16 protein-coding genes are annotated in these 18,220 nt (G+C 60.4%); 6 read left to right on the forward strand and 10 right to left on the reverse strand.

The window, feature by feature from the left end; genetic code table 11:
• The first annotated feature begins 180 nt into the window (after positions 1 to 180).
• On the forward strand, positions 181 to 906 hold the full coding sequence (locus tag AAIS01_RS00320; protein ID WP_343467347.1) for a 4'-phosphopantetheinyl transferase family protein: 726 nt from the start codon (positions 181 to 183) through the stop codon (positions 904 to 906).
• A gap of 133 nt (positions 907 to 1,039) precedes the next feature.
• Here the strand turns inward: AAIS01_RS00320 and AAIS01_RS00325 are convergent, their stop codons facing one another.
• Positions 1,040 to 2,650 (reverse strand): ATP-binding protein, encoded by a 1,611-nt coding sequence (locus AAIS01_RS00325; RefSeq protein WP_343467348.1) that lies wholly within the window; start codon positions 2,648 to 2,650, stop codon positions 1,040 to 1,042.
• A complete protein-coding gene (locus tag AAIS01_RS00330; protein WP_214915359.1) occupies positions 2,647 to 3,369 on the reverse strand; it encodes a response regulator in 723 nt (240 codons plus the stop codon). Before AAIS01_RS00330 ends, AAIS01_RS00325 begins: the two co-directional genes overlap by 4 nt.
• Positions 3,370 to 4,285: 916 nt before the next feature.
• On the opposite strand from AAIS01_RS00330, the gene AAIS01_RS00335 reads away from it, so the two are divergent.
• A complete protein-coding gene (locus AAIS01_RS00335) occupies positions 4,286 to 7,177 on the forward strand; it encodes a ribonucleoside-diphosphate reductase subunit alpha (RefSeq protein ID WP_214915357.1) in 2,892 nt (963 codons plus the stop codon).
• Between the two features lie 507 nt (positions 7,178 to 7,684).
• Here the strand turns inward: AAIS01_RS00335 and flgE are convergent.
• From flgE to AAIS01_RS00365, 6 genes are all read right to left on the reverse strand, one after another.
• Positions 7,685 to 8,986 carry a flagellar hook protein FlgE gene (gene flgE, locus AAIS01_RS00340; RefSeq protein WP_343467349.1) on the reverse strand — a complete coding sequence of 434 codons (1,302 nt, stop codon included), beginning with the start codon at positions 8,984 to 8,986 and terminating at the stop codon, positions 7,685 to 7,687.
• A 30-nt stretch (positions 8,987 to 9,016) separates the two neighbouring features.
• Entirely contained in the window at positions 9,017 to 9,739 is a 723-nt protein-coding gene (flgD, locus tag AAIS01_RS00345; RefSeq protein ID WP_343467350.1) for a flagellar hook assembly protein FlgD, read from the reverse strand.
• 15 nt (positions 9,740 to 9,754) lie between these two features.
• Positions 9,755 to 10,198: a flagellar basal body rod protein FlgC gene (gene flgC / locus AAIS01_RS00350; protein ID WP_014339780.1), complete on the reverse strand. Its 444-nt coding sequence runs from the start codon at positions 10,196 to 10,198 to the stop codon at positions 9,755 to 9,757.
• A 3-nt stretch (positions 10,199 to 10,201) separates the two neighbouring features.
• Positions 10,202 to 10,609, reverse strand: a complete 408-nt coding sequence (flgB, locus tag AAIS01_RS00355) for a flagellar basal body rod protein FlgB (RefSeq protein WP_092392904.1) — start codon at positions 10,607 to 10,609, stop codon at positions 10,202 to 10,204.
• A gap of 358 nt (positions 10,610 to 10,967) precedes the next feature.
• Positions 10,968 to 11,795: a protein-glutamate O-methyltransferase CheR gene (gene cheR, locus AAIS01_RS00360; RefSeq protein WP_210640156.1), complete on the reverse strand. Its 828-nt coding sequence runs from the start codon at positions 11,793 to 11,795 to the stop codon at positions 10,968 to 10,970.
• A gap of 53 nt (positions 11,796 to 11,848) precedes the next feature.
• On the reverse strand, positions 11,849 to 12,775 hold the full coding sequence (locus AAIS01_RS00365; protein WP_214915347.1) for a chemotaxis protein CheV: 927 nt from the start codon (positions 12,773 to 12,775) through the stop codon (positions 11,849 to 11,851).
• A gap of 78 nt (positions 12,776 to 12,853) precedes the next feature.
• Here AAIS01_RS00365 and flgA point away from each other — a divergent pair, with 78 nt between their 5' ends.
• The 4 genes from flgA (at position 12,854) to AAIS01_RS00385 (ending at position 15,458) form a co-directional block, all read left to right on the forward strand.
• Positions 12,854 to 13,618, forward strand: coding sequence for a flagellar basal body P-ring formation chaperone FlgA (flgA, locus tag AAIS01_RS00370; protein WP_343467351.1), 765 nt, complete (start codon positions 12,854 to 12,856; stop codon positions 13,616 to 13,618).
• 173 nt (positions 13,619 to 13,791) lie between these two features.
• Complete coding sequence (gene flgM / locus AAIS01_RS00375) at positions 13,792 to 14,106, forward strand: flagellar biosynthesis anti-sigma factor FlgM (RefSeq protein WP_343467352.1); 315 nt, start codon at positions 13,792 to 13,794, stop codon at positions 14,104 to 14,106.
• A 48-nt stretch (positions 14,107 to 14,154) separates the two neighbouring features.
• The gene (locus AAIS01_RS00380; RefSeq protein WP_343467353.1) at positions 14,155 to 14,622 is read left to right on the forward strand and encodes a flagella synthesis protein FlgN; all 468 of its coding nucleotides are present in this window, start codon (positions 14,155 to 14,157) and stop codon (positions 14,620 to 14,622) included.
• Positions 14,623 to 14,711: 89 nt separating this feature from the next.
• Positions 14,712 to 15,458, forward strand: coding sequence for a flagellar brake protein (locus AAIS01_RS00385; RefSeq protein WP_214915344.1), 747 nt, complete (start codon positions 14,712 to 14,714; stop codon positions 15,456 to 15,458).
• Positions 15,459 to 15,520: 62 nt separating this feature from the next.
• Here AAIS01_RS00385 and AAIS01_RS00390 read toward each other — a convergent pair whose 3' ends face one another.
• Both AAIS01_RS00390 and AAIS01_RS00395 read right to left on the reverse strand, forming a co-directional pair.
• The gene (locus AAIS01_RS00390) at positions 15,521 to 16,894 is read right to left on the reverse strand and encodes an MFS transporter (protein WP_092392922.1); all 1,374 of its coding nucleotides are present in this window, start codon (positions 16,892 to 16,894) and stop codon (positions 15,521 to 15,523) included.
• A 68-nt stretch (positions 16,895 to 16,962) separates the two neighbouring features.
• A complete protein-coding gene (locus AAIS01_RS00395; protein WP_343467610.1) occupies positions 16,963 to 18,204 on the reverse strand; it encodes a glutamine synthetase family protein in 1,242 nt (413 codons plus the stop codon).
• Positions 18,205 to 18,220: the final 16 nt, after the last annotated feature.

Raw genomic sequence — 18,220 nt, forward strand, 5'->3', positions numbered from 1 at the left:
AACTTTGTGTCCCCGGTAGGAGCTGACGAGTGCAACGAGGCTGCGATCTTGTCCCAGACCATTGAGTCGCGATCAAGGATCAAAAGATCGCCCGAACGCGGCCCGAGCCTTCGGCAGCTCCTACGGGGCCAATTGCGTCGCCACTATCCAGTTCCAAGGCAACCCGGCAAAATGCCGGCCATGAACGCACTCCCCGCCCTGCCCGCCTGCTGCACGCCTCTGGATGATCAATGGCTGTTGCCCGAAGGCTTGTCCGATACAGTGCTGCTGAGCACCTGCTTTGATCCACTGCTGCTGACCGGCAATGACTTCCCCAACAGCGCCATCGAACCGCCGGCAAGCATCCAGCGTTCGGTGGCCAAGCGTCAGGCGGAATTCCTGGCTGGACGGATCTGCGCTCGGGCGGCTCTCCATCAGTTGGACGGGCAGATCTGCGTGCCGGCCATCGCTGACGACCGCGCCCCGGTATGGCCGGCCCATGTCAGTGGCTCGATCACCCACAGCACCGGCCGGGCAGCGGCCATCGTCGCCAGAAAAGACCATTGGCAAGGGCTGGGCATGGACCTGGAAAACCTGCTCGACCCCGAGCGCGCCGAGCGCCTGGCCGGTGAAATCCTCACCCCGCCGGAACTGCTGCGCATGGCCGCGACCCCGCAAGGTGACCGGGCATTGCTGGTGACTTTGACCTTTTCTGTGAAAGAAAGCCTGTTCAAGGCGTTGTACCCGATCGTCAGGCAACGCTTTTATTTCGAGCATGCCGAAGTGCTGGAATGGACTCACGGCGGACAGGTTCGGTTGCGGTTGCTCACCGACCTGTCGGCCGAGTGGGGTCATGGCCATGAGCTGTCAGCGCAGTTTGGTGTGAAGGATGGGCAGTTGTTGAGTCTGGTGGGGATCAAGGCCTGAGATTTGTGGTGCTAATGAGGGCCCCATCGCGGGCAAGCCTTGCTCCCACAGGAGACCACATTTAGAGGGAAAACCATGCACTCTGTGGGAGCAAGGCTTGCCCGCGATAGCGTCCCACCCTTCACCACTGACCTCAAGACCTGTCCTGATGCCTCGGCCAGCTCAAACTGAAACACGCCCCACCCAGGCTTTTGCTCTTGCCGATCAACGCCCGGCCATCGTGCCAGTGGATGATCCGCCGCACGATCGACAGCCCCAATCCATGGCCACCTGAAGCTCGGGCCCGGCTGTCGTCCAGGCGCAGGAAGGGCTTGAAGATCCGCTCCCACGCCGCCTCCGGCACGCCGGGCCCGTCGTCCTCGACGTCGACCCGGCAACGTAACTGACCCACCTGGTAACTGACCGTCACCCGGGCACTGGCGTGACGCATCGCATTGCTCACCAGATTCTGCAGGGCCCGATGCAGGAAGCGCGGCTCGGCCTCGACCCAGGCGCCATCACAATCAGCGGCAGACAGGCACAGGCCGCGTTCGACCGTGATCCCGGCCCGAAGCGGCCCCAATTCTTCAATCACCTGATTGACCAGCGCATCCAGATCCACGCGCTGGAAGTTCAACGCCGGCGAACCCTGCTCCAGTCGCGCGTAGGTCAGCATCTCGTCCACCAGCCGATCCAGGTCTTCGATGTCGTGATCCATACCCGCCAGGTATTTGTCCCGGGCCTGGGGCGTGGTGGCGCTGCCGATCATCTCCAGACCAAAACGCAGGCGCGCCACCGGCGTGCGCAGCTCATGGGACACCGCGCGCACCAGCTCACGCTGGATCGCCAATAACTGCTGCAAGTGCTCAGCCATGCCGTTAAACGCGGCGGCCAGTCGCCCGACAGAGTCGGCACCGCGGGCCGGCACTCGGGTTTCCAGGCTGCCCTGGGCGATCCGGGTAGCCGCCGATTCCAGACCACGCAGGCGTCGCTCCAACTGGCGCACCAACAGGTAAACGATCAGCCCGATCAGGCTCAACCCAAGCGCCGCGATCAGCACCAGCCACTCAGGCGGGTAAGGGTTCATCTGGTACAACGGGCCGATTTCCAACACCCACGGCGTACCGACCATGCCGGCGAACACCCGGATCGAGTCACCGCCCTTGCCCAGCGCCATGACCGTGTCGCCCTCGGCCACGCGACGACGCTGGTCTTCGTCCATGTCCGCCTGCGCGAGGGTCATCAGCCGCAGGTCAAACCCGAAACCTTTTTCCTGCTTGAGTTGCGCCAGGCGTTCAGGCTGCTCGGCCACCGGGTAGCGCACCAACTCATCGGCCAGCAGGTAGATAGTTGCCCGGGCCAGTTGCTCGCTGATCTGGCGGACTTCCCCGACCAGCATCAGTTTTTCGCCGTCGCTGACCAGCCGATAGACTTTTGCCGCATGGGGCCCGGTCTGCTCCACCAGGGCCTGGCCGCGCAGGACACGGGTGCGCTGGCCGAGATCCAGATCGGTCTGGGCGTAAGTCTGCAACGCCAGGGGAATGCCCAGCAGGCGCTCCCACACCGCCAGGGCCCGGCGTCGCTCGGTGTCGTTCATGGGCCGCAGATTATCGGCCATCAAGGAAAACGTGCCGTGGGCCAGACGCTCGCGGTACTGCTCACTGCGAGTCTGGTTGAGCAAATGCAGGGCCAGCACACCGAGCACCGCCACCAGCACCAGGGCCGCGCACATGCCGCCGTAAATGCGCAGGAAGATCGAGTTCACGGTATCGGGTCTACGCAAGCTTCAGGAACGAACAGATACCCCTTGCTGCGAATGGTCTTGATCAGCCGTGGATGGTCCGGGTCGTCACCGATCTTGGGGCGGATACGCGAGATGCGCACGTCGATGGAGCGGTCCTGGCCGTCGTAACCGATGCCACGCAGGGCAGTGAAGATTTCTTCCCGGGAGAGGATGCGTCCGGCATTGGACACCAGCAGCCACAGCAGATCGAACTCGGCACTGGTCAGCTCGATGCCGTGGTCTTGCAGCCAGGCTTCGCGCAAGGCGTTGTCCACCACCAACGGACCGAATTGCAGGCGCCGTGGTTTTTGCGGCGTGGCCGGTTCCGGTTCGCTGCGTCGCAACAGGGCCTGGACGCGGGCCAGGAGCAGGCGTGGCCGCACCGGCTTGCAGACGTAATCGTCGGCGCCCAGGTCCAGGCCCTGAATCTGATCGGTGTCGTCGGTGCGGGCAGTGAGCATCAGGATCGGCCCGTCGTAATGCTCGCGCACCTTGCGGCAGATGCTCAGGCCGTCCTCGCCGGGCAGCATCAGGTCGAGGATCACCAGGTCCGGCTGCTCGGCAATGATCCGTGCCGCCGCCACCGCACCGTTGCCCTCGATGGCCACGCGCAGGCCGTTGCTTTCCAGGTACTCACGCGTCAGCTCGGCCAGCCGCTGGTCATCCTCGACGATCAATACTTGCCAGGCTTCTTGTTCCACGGGGGGGCCTCGTCTTGTTGTGAGAATAAAGGAAGGATCTGTATCTGGATGAGCACTATCGAATCAGCACTAACCTGTGGCGAGGGGATTTATCCCCGCTGGGTCGCGAAGCGGCCCCCGCATTCCGTCTGACACACCATAGTCGCCCGTTTCAGGGCTGCTCCGCAGCCCAGCGGGGATAAATCCCCTCGCCACCAGTAGCCGTTCGCTCCGGATATTCGAATCCTGGCCCCGCTCCTCTTTTTGTCATGTGAAAGGAGGATAAGCGGGCCCATGCACGGGCCGATTGTATAAACGTCGGCCCTGCATAAAACAAGCGGACAAATGCGTTCGGTCGCGCGGGATTTGTGTGGTAACGTCCGCGCCCGCAAAAAACACCGGGCTGTTTTCGGATCGTCAAAACGATGAAAAAAGGTCCACTCCAGCAAGGTCGCGGCCTACAGAGCGGTTCCACGTTTCGCACACAAATTACGCACAGGCTTATCCACAGGTAGCACGTTGCATTCATCCCCCAAAACGCATTATCTTGTAGCCCGTCGCGTAAAAAACCCTACATGTAGGGTTTTCAGCTAAAAACCAAACACAAGTCGGACAGAGAATTCAAGCGCTTTTCTTGCCTTTGTCCGACTGAAACACCGCATTCCCCCACGACCAGACCGCCCTCTGCGGATGGCCACTGTTTCAAGGTCGAAAATGACCAGAACGGTACGGGTGTTGCAGTCCATTGCAGGCACCTCTGCAATCCGGTTTCGAGCCCAGGCTCGAAGCCCAGAACTTCGGAAGGAAGCGGTATTCAGGCCTGCTTCCTACTGTCCCGAAGTTGTTATACCCGGCGCCAGTCGGTTGTAGTGCTTCAGGACGGAACGGTGGGCACCGTGATGGTGCCCAAACAAACATAGAGAATGTGGAGACACCCATGCACACCGACACAACTCGCGAGAACCCGCAGGGCAGCGCGCCGCTGGCCGCCGATTCGAACCCGGATCTGGCCGCCACCGCGCCTGGCCAACTGCGTGTGATCAAGCGTAACGGCACTGTCGTTCCTTACACCGATGACAAGATCACCGTCGCCATCACCAAAGCGTTTCTCGCAGTTGAGGGCGGCACCGCCGCCGCTTCGTCGCGCATCCACGACACCGTGGCCCGCCTGACCGAGCAGGTCACCGCGACCTTCAAGCGTCGCATGCCGTCGGGTGGCACCATCCACATCGAAGAAATCCAGGACCAGGTCGAACTGGCCCTGATGCGTGCCGGCGAGCAGAAAGTGGCGCGTGACTACGTGATCTACCGTGATTCCCGCGCCAAGGAGCGCGCCATCCGCACCCCGGCTGACGCCCCGGTGCTGGCTCACCCTTCGATCCGCATCGCACGTGCCGACGGCAGCCTCGCGCCGCTGGACATGGGCCGCCTGAACACCATCGTCACCGAAGCCTGCGAAGGCCTGGAAGAAGTCGACGGCGACCTGATCCAGCGCGAAACCCTGAAGAACCTCTATGACGGCGTCGCCCTCAAGGACGTCAACACCGCACTGGTGATGACCGCACGCACCCTGGTGGAACGCGAGCCGAACTACTCCTTCGTGACCGCCCGCCTGCTGATGGACACCCTGCGTGCCGAAGGCCTGAGCTTCCTGGAAGTCGCCGAGAGCGCGACCCACCACGAGATGGTCGACCTGTACGCCAAGGCCCTGCCGGCCTACGTCGCCAAGGGTATCGAATTCGAATTGCTGAACCCGGTTTTGGCCGAGTTCGACCTGGAAAAACTCGGCAAGGCGATCAACCACGAACGTGACCAGCAGTTCACTTACCTGGGCCTGCAAACCCTGTACGACCGTTACTTCATCCACAAGGACGGTATCCGTTTCGAACTGCCGCAGATTTTCTTCATGCGCGTGGCCATGGGCCTGGCGATCGAAGAGAAGCAGCGTGAAGACCGCGCCATCGAGTTCTACAACCTGTTGTCGTCCTTCGACTACATGGCCTCGACCCCGACGCTGTTCAACGCCGGCACCCTGCGTCCACAACTGTCGAGCTGCTACCTGACCACCGTGCCGGATGACCTGTCGGGCATCTACGGCGCCATCCACGACAATGCCATGCTGTCCAAATTTGCCGGCGGCCTGGGCAACGACTGGACCCCGGTTCGCGCATTGGGCTCCTACATCAAGGGCACCAATGGCAAATCCCAGGGCGTCGTGCCGTTCCTCAAAGTGGTCAACGACACCGCCGTCGCGGTCAACCAGGGCGGCAAGCGCAAAGGCGCGGTGTGTGCCTACCTGGAAACCTGGCACATGGACATCGAAGAGTTCATCGAGCTGCGCAAGAACACCGGTGATGACCGTCGTCGCACCCACGACATGAACACCGCCAACTGGATCCCTGACCTGTTCATGAAGCGCGTCTTCGACGACGGCAAGTGGACCCTGTTCTCGCCGTCCGAAGTCCCCGACCTGCACGACCTGACCGGCAAGGCTTTCGAAGAGCGCTACGAGTATTACGAAGCCCTGACCGAGTACAACAAGATCAAGCTGTTCAAAGTCGTCCAGGCCAAAGACCTGTGGCGCAAGATGCTGTCGATGCTGTTCGAAACCGGCCACCCATGGCTGACCTTCAAGGACCCGTGCAACCTGCGCAGCCCGCAGCAGCACGTGGGCGTGGTCCACAGCTCGAACCTGTGCACCGAGATCACCCTGAACACCAACAAGGACGAGATCGCCGTCTGCAACCTGGGCTCGATCAACCTGCCGAACCACATCGTCGATGGCAAGCTGGACACCGCCAAGCTGCAACGCACCGTGAACACCGCCGTGCGCATGCTCGACAACGTGATCGACATCAACTACTACTCGGTGCCGCAAGCGAAGAACTCCAACTTCAAGCACCGTCCGGTCGGCCTGGGCATCATGGGCTTCCAGGACGCCCTGTACCTGCAGCACATCCCGTACGGTTCGGACGCTGCGGTGGAGTTCGCCGACAAGTCCATGGAAGCGGTCAGCTACTACGCGATCCAGGCGTCCTGCGACCTGGCCGACGAGCGCGGCTCGTACGAGACGTTCCAGGGTTCGCTGTGGTCCAAAGGCATCCTGCCGCTGGACTCGCAACAGATTCTGATCGAGCAACGCGGCCAGAAATACATCGACGTTGACCTGAACGAATCCCTGGACTGGGCACCGGTTCGCGCCCGTGTACAGAAAGGCATCCGTAACTCCAACATCATGGCCATCGCACCGACCGCCACCATCGCCAACATCACTGGCGTGTCGCAGTCGATCGAACCGACCTACCAGAACCTGTATGTGAAATCGAACCTGTCGGGCGAATTCACCGTGATCAACCCGTATCTGGTTCGCGACCTCAAGGCTCGCGGTCTGTGGGACTCGGTCATGATCAACGACCTGAAGTACTACGACGGTTCGGTTCAGCAGATCGAGCGCATCCCGCAGGAGCTCAAGGAGCTCTACGCCACCGCGTTCGAAGTGGACACCAAGTGGATCGTCGACGCCGCCAGCCGTCGCCAGAAGTGGATCGACCAGGCTCAGTCGCTGAACCTGTACATCGCCGGCGCCTCGGGCAAGAAGCTGGACGTGACCTACCGCATGGCTTGGTACCGTGGCCTGAAAACCACCTACTACCTCCGTGCCTTGGCGGCCACCAGCACTGAGAAGTCGACCATCAACACCGGCAAGCTGAACGCGGTTTCCAGCGGCGGCAACCACGGTGACGATTCGGTCCTGGCAGCTCCTGCCGGCCCGGCCCCCGTGCCAAAGGCCTGCGCGATTGACGAGCCGGATTGCGAAGCTTGCCAATAAGCTGAGTGGGTGGGCGCCGCAAGGCGCTTGCTAAAAGGAACCCCCGATGAGTTCGCTGGACTGATCGGGGGTTTTCTTTTGCCTTGAGAAAAGTAGGGACTGGGCTGCCCCCATCGCGAGCAAGCTCGCTCCCACATTGGTTCCGGTTCGTTCGCAAGATTTGCGCTCACTGAAAATCCCTGTGGGAACGGGCTTGCTCGCGAAAGCGGGGGTTCAGCCAGTGACCCTATTGAATGTGCCGACGCCTTCGCGAGCAAGCCCGCTCCCACATTGGAATGCGTCCTCCTGTGAGAGCGGGCTTGCTTGCGAAAGCGGGGGTTCAGCCAGTCACCCTATTGAATGCGCCGACGCCTTCGCGAGCAAGCCCGCTCCCACATTGGAATGCGTTCTCCTGTGGGAGCGAGCTTGCTCGCGATGGCGCCGGGACGAGCACCACAAAAACCTGCACTCAAGAAAAAGCCCCTCGTGCGAGGGGCTCCTTGTGCAGCTTTCAAGCAACCATCGATATCACGCCATCTGAATGATGGTCTGCATGATGGTGCTTTGGGTGGAGATGGTCTTGGCGTTCGCCTGGTAGTTGCTCTGGGCCTTGATCAGCTCGACCAGTTCGTTGGTCAGGTTGACGTTGGACTCTTCCAGGGAGTTGGAGACGATCGAACCCAGGGTGCCGGTTTCCGGGGCATCGTAGCCCGGGATGCCCGACGCGAAGGTTTCTTTCCAGCTGCTGCCGCCTACCGGCTGCAGGCCTTGCTCGTTGGTGAAGCTGGCGAGGGCGAGCTGACCGATCGGCTTGGTCTGGTTGTTGCTGAAGTTGGCCAGCAGTACACCACTACCATCGATGGTCAGGTTGGTGATCTGGCCGGTGGCGTAGCCGTTCTGGGCAGGGATTGACCGAGCGGTGTCAGCGTTGAATTGGGTGGTGTTGGCCATGGAGACCGTAATCGTCGACGAACCGGCACCGTTGGCGGTCCACACGCCGTTGGTCACGGTGCCAGGCACCCAGCCAGTGAGTACCAGATCGTTGTTGATGGTCGCAGGCGGAGTGCTGACCTGAACCAACTTACCACTCGAATCAAAGGTCATCGTAGAAGGAACGGGAGCGTTCGGCGCAACCGGCGCGCTGCCATTGAGGTTACGACCATCGATCAGGGTGTAGACATCCCAGGTGTTGGCGCCCGTCTTGACCATGTACTGGTCCATGGAATGCTGGTTACCCTGGGTATCGTAGACAGGGGTGGTGAATTGCTTAGTGAACGTAGCGGTATCGGTTGGATCGAGTACGTAGGGCGCCGCCTGTGAAATCGGCGTTGCTGTCGAATTCAGGTTGATCGTCGACGAAACCAGGCTGGTCGCTTGCGGCGGCAAGTTGGAAGTGTCAATGCGCAAGTCGGTCAAAATACCGTTGAGGATGTTGCCATTGGCATCCACGCCATAGCCCTGCAAACGCGCAGTACCATCGCTGTTGGTGACGAAGCCATCCTTGTCGGTCTTGAACGTACCGGCACGGGTGTAGCTCAGGGAGCCGTCGTTGCTCAGGACAAAGAAACCGGAACCCTGGATGCCCATGTCCAGTACGTTGCCGGTGTTGTTGACGTCACCCTGGCTGAACTGCTGGGAGACGTTGGCCAGGCGCACGCCGTTGCCGACGGTCTTGCTGCCACTGCCCAGCCTGGTAGCTGAGTAGACGTCTTCGAATTCCGCACGGGACGATTTGAAACCGGTGGTCGCCACGTTGGCGATGTTGTTGCCGGTTACGTCCAGGTGCTTGTTGGCTGCATAGAGACCGCTAAGGCCGATGTTGAAAGACATGTTGCACTCCTTTTGCCGGTTTAGTCGGCTCTACATACCAATAGTTTGTACTTTGGACAGGGCGATGCTGCCCAGCCCGGCGAGATTGAGCATCAGCTCACCGCCCGTCTGGCTGATCGTCACGCTGCTGACGGTCGCCGGCAGGTTGGTGATCAGCGACACGGGTTTGTCATCGATAGTGGTCGAAGCGGTGAAGGTGTAAGTGCCCGACTCAACGGTGGTGCCCGCATCGTTCTTGCCATCCCAAATGAAGGCCGAGTTACCAGCATTCTGGCTACCCAGCTCGATCGTACGGACGGTCTTGCCGTCCTTGTCCGCGATCTTGATCGCGAGCGAGGACACCGAGGCCGGTACCACCACCGTGCCGTTAAGGCTCTTGGAGGTATCGACCACCGCCTTGTCACCCGGGGCGATGACCGAACGGCCCACCAGGGACGAGGCTTGCAGGGCCTGGGACGAGTTGTAGTTGCCGGCAATACCACTGACGGTCTCGTTAAGCGTGGTGATGCCTTCCAGGCTGCTGAACTGCGCCAACTGGGCAACGAACTCGCCGTTATCCTGCGGCTCCAACGGGTTCTGGTTTTTCAGCTGGGTGACCAGCAGTTGCAGGAACGCATCCTTGCCCAGCTCCTGGGAGCCGGTAGCTGCGTTCGTTGCCGCCCCCAGCCCATCGGTGGTGGTGTTGGTCTTGACCGAGGAGTTGGCCAGAATCTCGTTTAGGCTCAAACCACTGGTAGTGTTGGTGACGCTCATGTGACTCGCCCCTTATCACTGACCGAGGGTCAGGACCTTCTGCATCATGGTTTTGGCGGTGTTCATCATTTCGACGTTGGTCTGGAACGAACGACTGGCGGAAATCATGTCGGCCATTTCTTCAACGACGTTGACGTTCGGGTAATAGACGTAGCCCTTGGCGTCGGCGGCCGGATGGTTCGGCTCGTAGCGCGCGTCGAGGTTGCTCTGGTCTTCGACCACACCCAGCACCTGTACGCCCTGGCCCGCGGCATCCTGCTCCTGGAACAGCGAGTCGCTGCCGCCAGACTGGCCGCCCTGGAACATGGTGGCGAACACCGGGTGACGGGCACGGTAGGTCTGGTCGATGCTCGACGAAACGGTTTCGGCGTTGGCGATGTTACTGGCAACGGTGTTCAGACGCGTGGTCTGGGCACTCATGGCGCTGCCGGCAATGTTGAATACGCTCGCAATCGACATGACTTACTCTCCGCGCAGGGCCGATACCAGCCCTTTGAATTTGCTATTGAGCAGGGTGAAGCTGGCCTGGAAGTTCACGGAGTTTTCCGTGTAGTTGGACTGTTCCAGTTGGGCGTCCACGGTGTTCTGGTCGATCGAAGGCTGCATCGGCGTGCGGTACATCAGCGATTCATCGCCATTGCCCAGGCCTTCGGCTTCGATATGACGGCTGTTGGTCATGTTCAGGGCGAAGTGGCCGTTCTTGGTCTTCTCATTCTGCTCGGCGAGCACTTTGGAGAAGTCCAGGTCCCGAGCCTTGAAGTTCGGGGTATCGGCGTTGGCGATGTTGTTGGCCAGGACTTCGGCACGCTGGGCGCGGAAGCTCAAAGCCTTTTCGTGGATGCCGAGCGCTTTATCGAAACTGATGCTCATGTTGGAAACCTTCGGGTGACCAGAATTTACGTACGATGAACATAGCAAGCGTCGTGCCACTTTCAAAAACCCCATAAACCGGGGCTTTGCGGGCATCGGCAAGGCGGCAATGCCAGAAAAGCGGCAATCGGTTTCCGCTGGCTGCCGCTTTTCTGCCGCTTCTCAAGGGCAAATGACACTCAAATTGTGGGAGCGGGCTTGCTCGCGAAGGCGGTGTATCAGTCGAAATAAATGTCACTGTCACACCGCATTCGCGAGCAAGCCCGCTCCCACAGGGACAGTGGTGGTGGGGAGGAAATTGGCAGGTATAAAAAAGGGAGCCCCTGAGGACTCCCGTTTTTATGACAACCCGAGCGAATCACTTCGCCTGATAGATGATCCCCGGGCTGCACTGCACCATCTGGTAATGGTCCGGCAAACCGTTCAGTGCCTCGGAGGCGCCGAGGAACAGGTAGCCGCCCGGTTTGAGCGTGCTGTGGATGCGCAGCAGGATGTCTTTTTTCACTTCGGCAGAGAAGTAGATCAGCACGTTGCGGCAGAACACGATGTCGAACTTGCCCAGGCTGGCGTAGCTGTCCAGCAGGTTGAACGAACGGAACTCCACGCGGTTCTTGATCGGTGCCTTGACCACCCAGCGCCCCGGCCCTTTGGGGTCGAAGTAGCGTTGCAGGCGATCAGGCGACAGGCCGCGACCGATGGCCAGGCTGTCGTACTCACCGGTCTTGCAGTTATTGAGCATCGTCCCGGACAAATCGGTGGCAACGATTTGCACGCCTCCTTTCAACTGGCCGATGTTGGTCCGCTCGAACTCATCGATGGACATCGACAGCGAATAGGGTTCCTGACCCGACGAGCAGGCCGCCGACCAGATCCGCAAGCGTTGCCCCGGACTGGCCTTGATGGCCGCCGGCAGCACCCTGTTCTTCAACACCTCGAACGGATAGGTGTCGCGAAACCACAGGGTTTCGTTGGTGGTCATGGCATCCACCACCATCTCGCGCAACCCACTGCGTGGCTGGGTCTGGATGCGCTGGACCAGTTCGCCCAACGATTTCAGGCCCTGCTGTTCCATCAATTTATTGAGACGGCTCGACACCAGGTATTGCTTGTTTTCACCAAGCAAAATGCCACAGGCTTTTTCCAGGAAGACCCGGAACTGTTCGAAATCCAAATTACCCGTAGACAAAATACCGCCTCTTTCATCGTGTTGATTTGCCGGGCGCACAACGCGCCCGACCTTTATTCTGCTGCCTTGATGCGCTCGACCACCCGGGAAGCCAGGTCATCGGGCCGGAACTTGGCCAGGAAATCATCGGCCCCCACCTTCTTGACCATCGCCTGGTTGAAAACACCGGACAACGAGGTGTGCAAGACAATATGCAGCTTTTGCATGCGCGGGTCGTTACGGATTTCCGAGGTCAGGGTGTACCCGTCCATCTCCGGCATTTCAATGTCGGAGATCATCATCAGAAACTCCTCTTCCGGCTTCTTGCCCTCATCCACCAGCTTGCGCAGGTAATCCAGGGCCTGGCGTCCGTCGTTCAACGCTACCACTTCGACACCGACCGTTTGTAGACAACGGGTCACCTGCTTACGTGCCACCGAAGAATCATCGACCGTCAGGACACGCAGTGAAATCGCCTTGTGCTGGGTTTCGGCGTCGATCACCCCCACGGAAATCGTTTCCGGGGTCGGTGCCACTTCGGCGAGGATTTTCTCCACGTCGATGATTTCCACCAACTGGTTATCGACCCGGGTCACCGCCGTGAGGTAGTGATCGCGACCGGTGCCCTTGGGCGGCGGATGGATCTCCTCCCAGTTCATGTTGACGATGCGCTCCACCGAGCGCACCAGGAAACCCTGGGTCTTGGTGTTGTACTCGGTGATGATCACGAACGGATTGCTCTGATCCAGCAGCCGCCCCGAACCGGTGGCCATCGCCAGATCAAGAATCGGGATGGTTGCTCCGCGGATATTGGCCACACCGCACACGACGGGGCTGGACTTGGGCATCAGGGTCAGCTTCGGGCATTGGAGCACCTCGCGAACCTTGAATACGTTGATCCCGTACATCTGTTGCCCGTCGAGACGGAACAACAACAGCTCCAGGCGATTCTGACCGACCAGTTGAGTGCGCTGGTTTACCGAATCCATTACTCCCGCCATGCCCTGACTCCTACCTAACGCTAATGTGTCCGACGCGCATTCATCACTAAACGGCACGGGGCTTGCTATTGAACCGGCATGAACGCACAAACGACATTTTTTCGACGCCTGACCACTCACTGCCGCCACTGGCTCGGTGCACTGTTGGCTGCCTGCCTGCTCGCTTTGGGCGGCCCTGCCGTTGGTGCTGTTCCGGTTACCTTGCCTGATCTCCTTATCGGCGTCACTCAGGGCTTTCTTGAATTCACCGTAGAAGACTACCTGGCAACCAGTCAAACCGAAGGTCGCTACGAAATCGAAGTCAACCAGCTCGACCCGCGCCTGCGCATGCCCATGTGCGACAAGGAATTGACTGCGTCTCTGGAGAGCCCGGCCAGACCATTGGGTCGGGTCACGGTGAAGCTGCGTTGCGACAGCGCCGCGCCCTGGACGGTGTTCGTGCCCGCTCAAGTGCGCCTGTTTCGCGAAATCGTCACCACCACCCGTCCGCTCAAGCGGGCCGGGATCGTCGAGCCTCAGGACGTGACGCTGCGGGAACGGGATGTCAGCCAGATCAACCAAGGGTTCCTGACCTCCGTCGATCAGGCCATCGGCCAGAAACTTGTCCGACCAATGGTCGCCGACCAGGTCATTACCTTGGTCCACCTGGAACAGGCCGAAGTGGTCCGCAAGGGCGATCAGGTGGTCATCACCGCCCGCAGTGGGACCCTGGCCGTGCGGATGCCGGGCGAGGCGTTATCCAACGGTGGCATGCGTGAACAGATTCGAGTGAAAAACCTTAATTCCCAACGCGTTATCAAGGCGCAGGTAATGGCCCCCGGCCATGTGGAAGTGGCCATGTAACAATCGGCTGGAAATGGGTAGAGAGCTGGCGCTTGCCCACGGTGTTCCCTAGACTGTGCCTTACGCAAAGGCAAGCGCAGACGTGCGCACGTTCATTGAATAAATGAGCCTAAAGTTTTTTGGGGGGTGGCCGAAAACATGGCAAGCGTCCAAATACCCAGAGGTTTTTTACCATGGTCATCGATTTCAATCGTTTAAACAGCTCTTCACCGCTAACAGGCACCACGCGTCCTAATGCCAGCAAGGAAACCGTCGAAACCGACAAGTCCGCGCAGGCCGAAAAAGCCGCCACTGTCAGCAACGGGGAGTCGGTACACCTTAGCAATGAGGCTCAGCAGTTGCAGAAGGTCACTGACAAGCTGCGCGATCAACCTGTCGTCGACAACGCCCGCGTGGCCGAGTTGAAAGCAGCAATCGCCGATGGCAGCTATAAAGTCGACAGCAACCGTGTAGCCAGCAAACTGCTCAACTTCGAAGCCCAGCGCTAGGCCACCGCCAGCGCCAGGCTTTTGGACGCTTAAGAACCAAGGCCAGCCATGCACGACACGAATTTATTGCAACTGATCACCGACGACTTTGCCCCTGCGCAACAATTGCTGGCGTTACTGCAGGCCGAGTCCCTGGCATTGCATGGTCGCGACATGCCGTCGCTGGAGAATATTCTGGCGCAGAAACAGGCATTGATCATTCTGCTCGATCAGCATGGCCGCAAGCGCAGCGAAATCCTCGCCAGCCTCAACCTGCCCGCCAATCGCGACGGCCTTGAGCAACTGGCCAGCCATTCGTCGGTTGGCGATCAACTGTTGGCCCAAAGCGAGGTGCTCAACGACCTGCTCGCTCAATGCCAGGCTGCCAACGCTCGCAACGGCCAGTCAATCCAGGTTCAGCAGGCTGCCACCGCCAACCAGTTGCGCATCCTCAACGGCGGTGAAATCCCGACGCTCTATGACGCTCGCGGTTCGACCGCCAAGATGGTCAAGCACCGCCCGCTCAGCCAGGCATGAAACGAACAGTGCCGGCGCTCTATCAACGCGCGACACATGCTGGCAAAATGCTGGCTACTCGTCGTATTTTGCCTGGAGATTGACCCACCGTGTTCAATGCCTCAAACGCGGATGATGCTCCGCAGCCCCCCAAGGTCCTTACCACGCCCCTGGAAATTTCCGGCAACCTGCGGATGCTGCAAGAGAGCCACGACCCGCTGATCATCACCTTTCACGAACGCAGCCAGCGCTTCCAGAGCTATTTGGTCGATGTCGACCGGGAAAGCAACTCCATCGCCCTGGACGAAATGATCCCCCGGGACGGCGAACGCTTCCTGTTGGCGGGCGAGCCGTTTCGTGTCGAGGGTTTTCATGATGGCGTGCGCATCGCGTGGGACGGCAACGGCCCTTTGACCATCGATGAGTCCAGCGATGGTCGCTGCTATCGCGGCGCCTTGCCTGACGAAGTGGTTTACCACCAACGCCGCAACGCCTTCCGTGCCGCCCTCAAGCTGGCGCAACTTGTGAACGTCGAGCTGGGCGGCGACAAACTCAAGTCACCGGTGGACGGCAAGCTGCTGGACATTTCCGCCACAGGCTGCAAGTTGCGTTTCGAAGGTGACATTACTGCGCGTCTGCAATTGGGTCAGGTCTACGAGCGCTTTATCGCGGCTCTGCCCTTCGGCAACATGACCGCTCCGGTCGAACTTCGTTACCTGCATTTCGAGGAAAGGTTCAACACCACCTTCGCCGGCGTGCGTTTTCACAACATCAGCGGCCTGGTGCAACGGCAGGTTGAGCGTTTTGTGTATCAACTGCAGCGCGAAGCCCGTCGTTTCGACAAAGACGACCTCTGATTTTCGACACGTAAAAAAACGGGCAGTCCCTTGCGGTGACTGCCCGTTTTTTTATGGCTGGCTCAAGGCCTGGCCTGAGTGAAATCGGGGCTCGGCGGCTCGTCGTTCGCCTCTGCGGCGGCAGCTTCCTCCATGACGGGTTCTTCGTCGACTGGCTCTTCCGCCGGCACAGGCTCGACGTGCATCTGCTCCTGCACCACTTGTTCGTCCACCCGGGGATCGAGGCACGCCACCAGGGGCGAACTGGACATGCTGTCCGGCATCGCCACGTGATGCAGCGGTGCGTCGTCGACCTGATGCAGGTTGGTCACCGCCTTCGGCCGGATTCGCCACACCAGCACCAGGGCGAAGAAGGCAAAAAAGGCATAGAGCATCTGGCTGCCGAACATCTTCATCAGCACCCCTGCTACCAGCGGTCCGATACTGGCGCCAACCCCATAGGTCACCAGCAGCATGGCAGTCAGGGATACCCGTCGGTCAGCTTCTACGTGGTCGTTGGAAAACGCCACCGCCAGCGGATACAGGCAGAACTGCACCAGCGAACAGAAGAACCCCGCAACGAACAGCACCTCCAACGGCACCGTCGGCAGGATCGCCAGCGGCAGCGCACAGACCGTCAGGACCAGCGCAAAACAACGGATCAGCAGCGCCCGGTCATAGCGATCGGACAGCCAGCCCAAGGGCCACTGAACCAGCAATCCGGCAAAGATGCAGCTACCCATGAACAGACCCACCTGTTCGGTCGACAGCCCCTGCTGAGAGGCGTACAGCGGCGCCAGGCCATAGAACGAGCCGACAATCAGCCCCGAGCCCAGCACCGTACTCAACGACTGCGGCACACGCTTGATGAAAAAGCGTGGCTCCATCGGCGCCGGATGCAGCGCCGCCGGGTGAATTCGCCGGGTCAATGTCACTGGCACCAGGCACAAGGCAAAGCACAGCGCCACCAGCATCAGCAGCTCAAGCCCCAGGGACGGGTGCATGACCAGAATCAACTGGCCCAGCACCAGACCCAGGTAGGAGGCGATCATGTAGCCACTGAATACCACGCCACGCTGCTTGGCATCGGCCTGCTCGTTGAGCCAGCTCTCGATCACCATGTACTGACACATCATGCCCAGGCCGACGATCACCCGCAGCACGATCCAGGCCGGCAGCCAATCCACCAAACCATGGCCCAGCACCGCCGCACCGACGATCCCGGCGCAGGCCGAATAAGCCCGGATGTGCCCGACGCGGGCGATCAGTCGGTGGCCGATCTTGCCGCCCAGCACCAGGCCGAAGTAGTTGGCAGCCATCAGCGCACCGACCCACAGGCTGTCGACATTGTCGGCGGCCAGGCGCAGGGCCAGGTAGGTACTCAGCAGGCCCGAGCCGATCAACATCATCAGCGAGGCGAAATACAGCGCTCGAAAAGGTTTCCAGATTTGGCGCATCGGCGTTCCGAGCGGCTCCTTGAGATGAGTACGGGCTATTTTGAAGATAGCCCGAATGCGACGTTTGGTTAGGCCTGGGCCGCTAGAACACGCCGCTCCCAGGGAGTAATTTCATCAAAGAAGCTGGTCAGTTCCATAGTCTTCGAAGCGATGTAGCCTTCGATGAACTCCGTACCGAACAGTTCCTTCGCCAGATGACTACGCTTCAGACGTTCCAGGGCGGCATGCAAGGTACATGGCAGCGAAAGATTATCCGGCACCTGGAATTCGCCCTGGATCGCGGCGCTTGGCTCCAGGCGGTTTTCAATGCCATAAAGCCCCGCAGCCAGGCTGGCGGCAATCGCCAGATACGGGTTGGCATCGGCCCCCGGCAAGCGATTCTCGACCCGACGGGCCGCCGGCGAACTGGCAGGTATCCGTAACCCGGCCGAACGATTGTCATGGGACCAACAGGCATTGTTCGGTGACGCATAGGGGTGACACAGGCGCTGGTAGGAATTCACGTTCGGCGCAAACAGCGCCGTGAAATCCGCCATGCCGGCCTGTTGCCCGCCGATGAAATGCCGGAACGCCGCCGTTGGCTCGCCCGCTTCGTCGCTGAACACATTACGGCCGCTGTCCAGCTCGACGACGCTCTGGTGAATATGCATCGAACTGCCCGGCGTATGGGCCAGGGGCTTGGCCATGCAGACCACGGTCAGGCCGTGCTTGAGCGCCACTTCCTTGAGCAGGTGCTTGAACAGGAACGTCTGGTCGGCCAGTAACAAAGGGTCGCCGTGCAGCAGGTTGATCTCGAACTGGCTCACGCCCATTTCATGCATGAAGGTGTCGCGGGGCAAGCCCAGCGCCGCCATGCAGGCATAGACCTCTTTGAAGAACGGGCGCAGGCCATTATTGGAACTGATGCTGAACGCCGAATGACCGTCTTCACGCCGTCCGTCCAGGCCCACGGGCGGCTGGAAGGGTTGGGTCGGGTCCGGGTTGGGCGCAAACACAAAAAATTCCAGCTCGGTCGCCACCACGGGCGCCAGGCCAAGGGCTGCATAACGGGCAACAACGCGCTTGAGCTGGCCGCGCGTGGAGAGCCGCGAGCTTTCCCCGGTCAGCTCATCGGCGTCGCAAATCGCCAAGGCTCGCGGCTGTTCGCTCCAGGGCAGGCGGTGGATCTGTTTCGGGTCGGCCACCAGCGCCAGGTCGCCGTCGTCGCTGCCATAGAAACGCGCCGGCGGATAACCGCCCATGATGCATTGCAACAGCACACCCCGCGCCATCTGCAACCGTCGGCCCTCGAGGAAGCCCTCGGCGGTCATCACCTTGCCTCGTGGC

It is taken from the genome of Pseudomonas halotolerans (assembly GCF_039581215.1).
Taxonomy (GTDB): Bacteria; Pseudomonadota; Gammaproteobacteria; order Pseudomonadales; family Pseudomonadaceae; genus Aquipseudomonas; species Aquipseudomonas tehranensis.

Excerpts from the sequence above, each read along its gene's own strand:
- flgM (WP_343467352.1), top strand. The coding sequence starts at position 13,792 with ATGGTCATCGATTTCAATCGTTTAAACAGCTCTTCACCGCTAACAGGC.
- flgA (WP_343467351.1), top strand. The coding sequence starts at position 12,854 with ATGAACGCACAAACGACATTTTTTCGACGCCTGACCACTCACTGCCGC.
- AAIS01_RS00320 (WP_343467347.1), top strand. The coding sequence starts at position 181 with ATGAACGCACTCCCCGCCCTGCCCGCCTGCTGCACGCCTCTGGATGAT.
- AAIS01_RS00395 (WP_343467610.1), bottom strand. The coding sequence starts at position 18,204 with ATGACCGCCGAGGGCTTCCTCGAGGGCCGACGGTTGCAGATGGCGCGG.
- AAIS01_RS00335 (WP_214915357.1), top strand. The coding sequence starts at position 4,286 with ATGCACACCGACACAACTCGCGAGAACCCGCAGGGCAGCGCGCCGCTG.
- AAIS01_RS00380 (WP_343467353.1), top strand. The coding sequence starts at position 14,155 with ATGCACGACACGAATTTATTGCAACTGATCACCGACGACTTTGCCCCT.
- AAIS01_RS00390 (WP_092392922.1), bottom strand. The coding sequence starts at position 16,894 with ATGCGCCAAATCTGGAAACCTTTTCGAGCGCTGTATTTCGCCTCGCTG.
- flgE (WP_343467349.1), bottom strand. The coding sequence starts at position 8,986 with ATGTCTTTCAACATCGGCCTTAGCGGTCTCTATGCAGCCAACAAGCAC.
- flgD (WP_343467350.1), bottom strand. The coding sequence starts at position 9,739 with ATGAGCGTCACCAACACTACCAGTGGTTTGAGCCTAAACGAGATTCTG.
- AAIS01_RS00365 (WP_214915347.1), bottom strand. The coding sequence starts at position 12,775 with ATGGCGGGAGTAATGGATTCGGTAAACCAGCGCACTCAACTGGTCGGT.
- flgC (WP_014339780.1), bottom strand. The coding sequence starts at position 10,198 with ATGTCGATTGCGAGCGTATTCAACATTGCCGGCAGCGCCATGAGTGCC.
- flgB (WP_092392904.1), bottom strand. The coding sequence starts at position 10,609 with ATGAGCATCAGTTTCGATAAAGCGCTCGGCATCCACGAAAAGGCTTTG.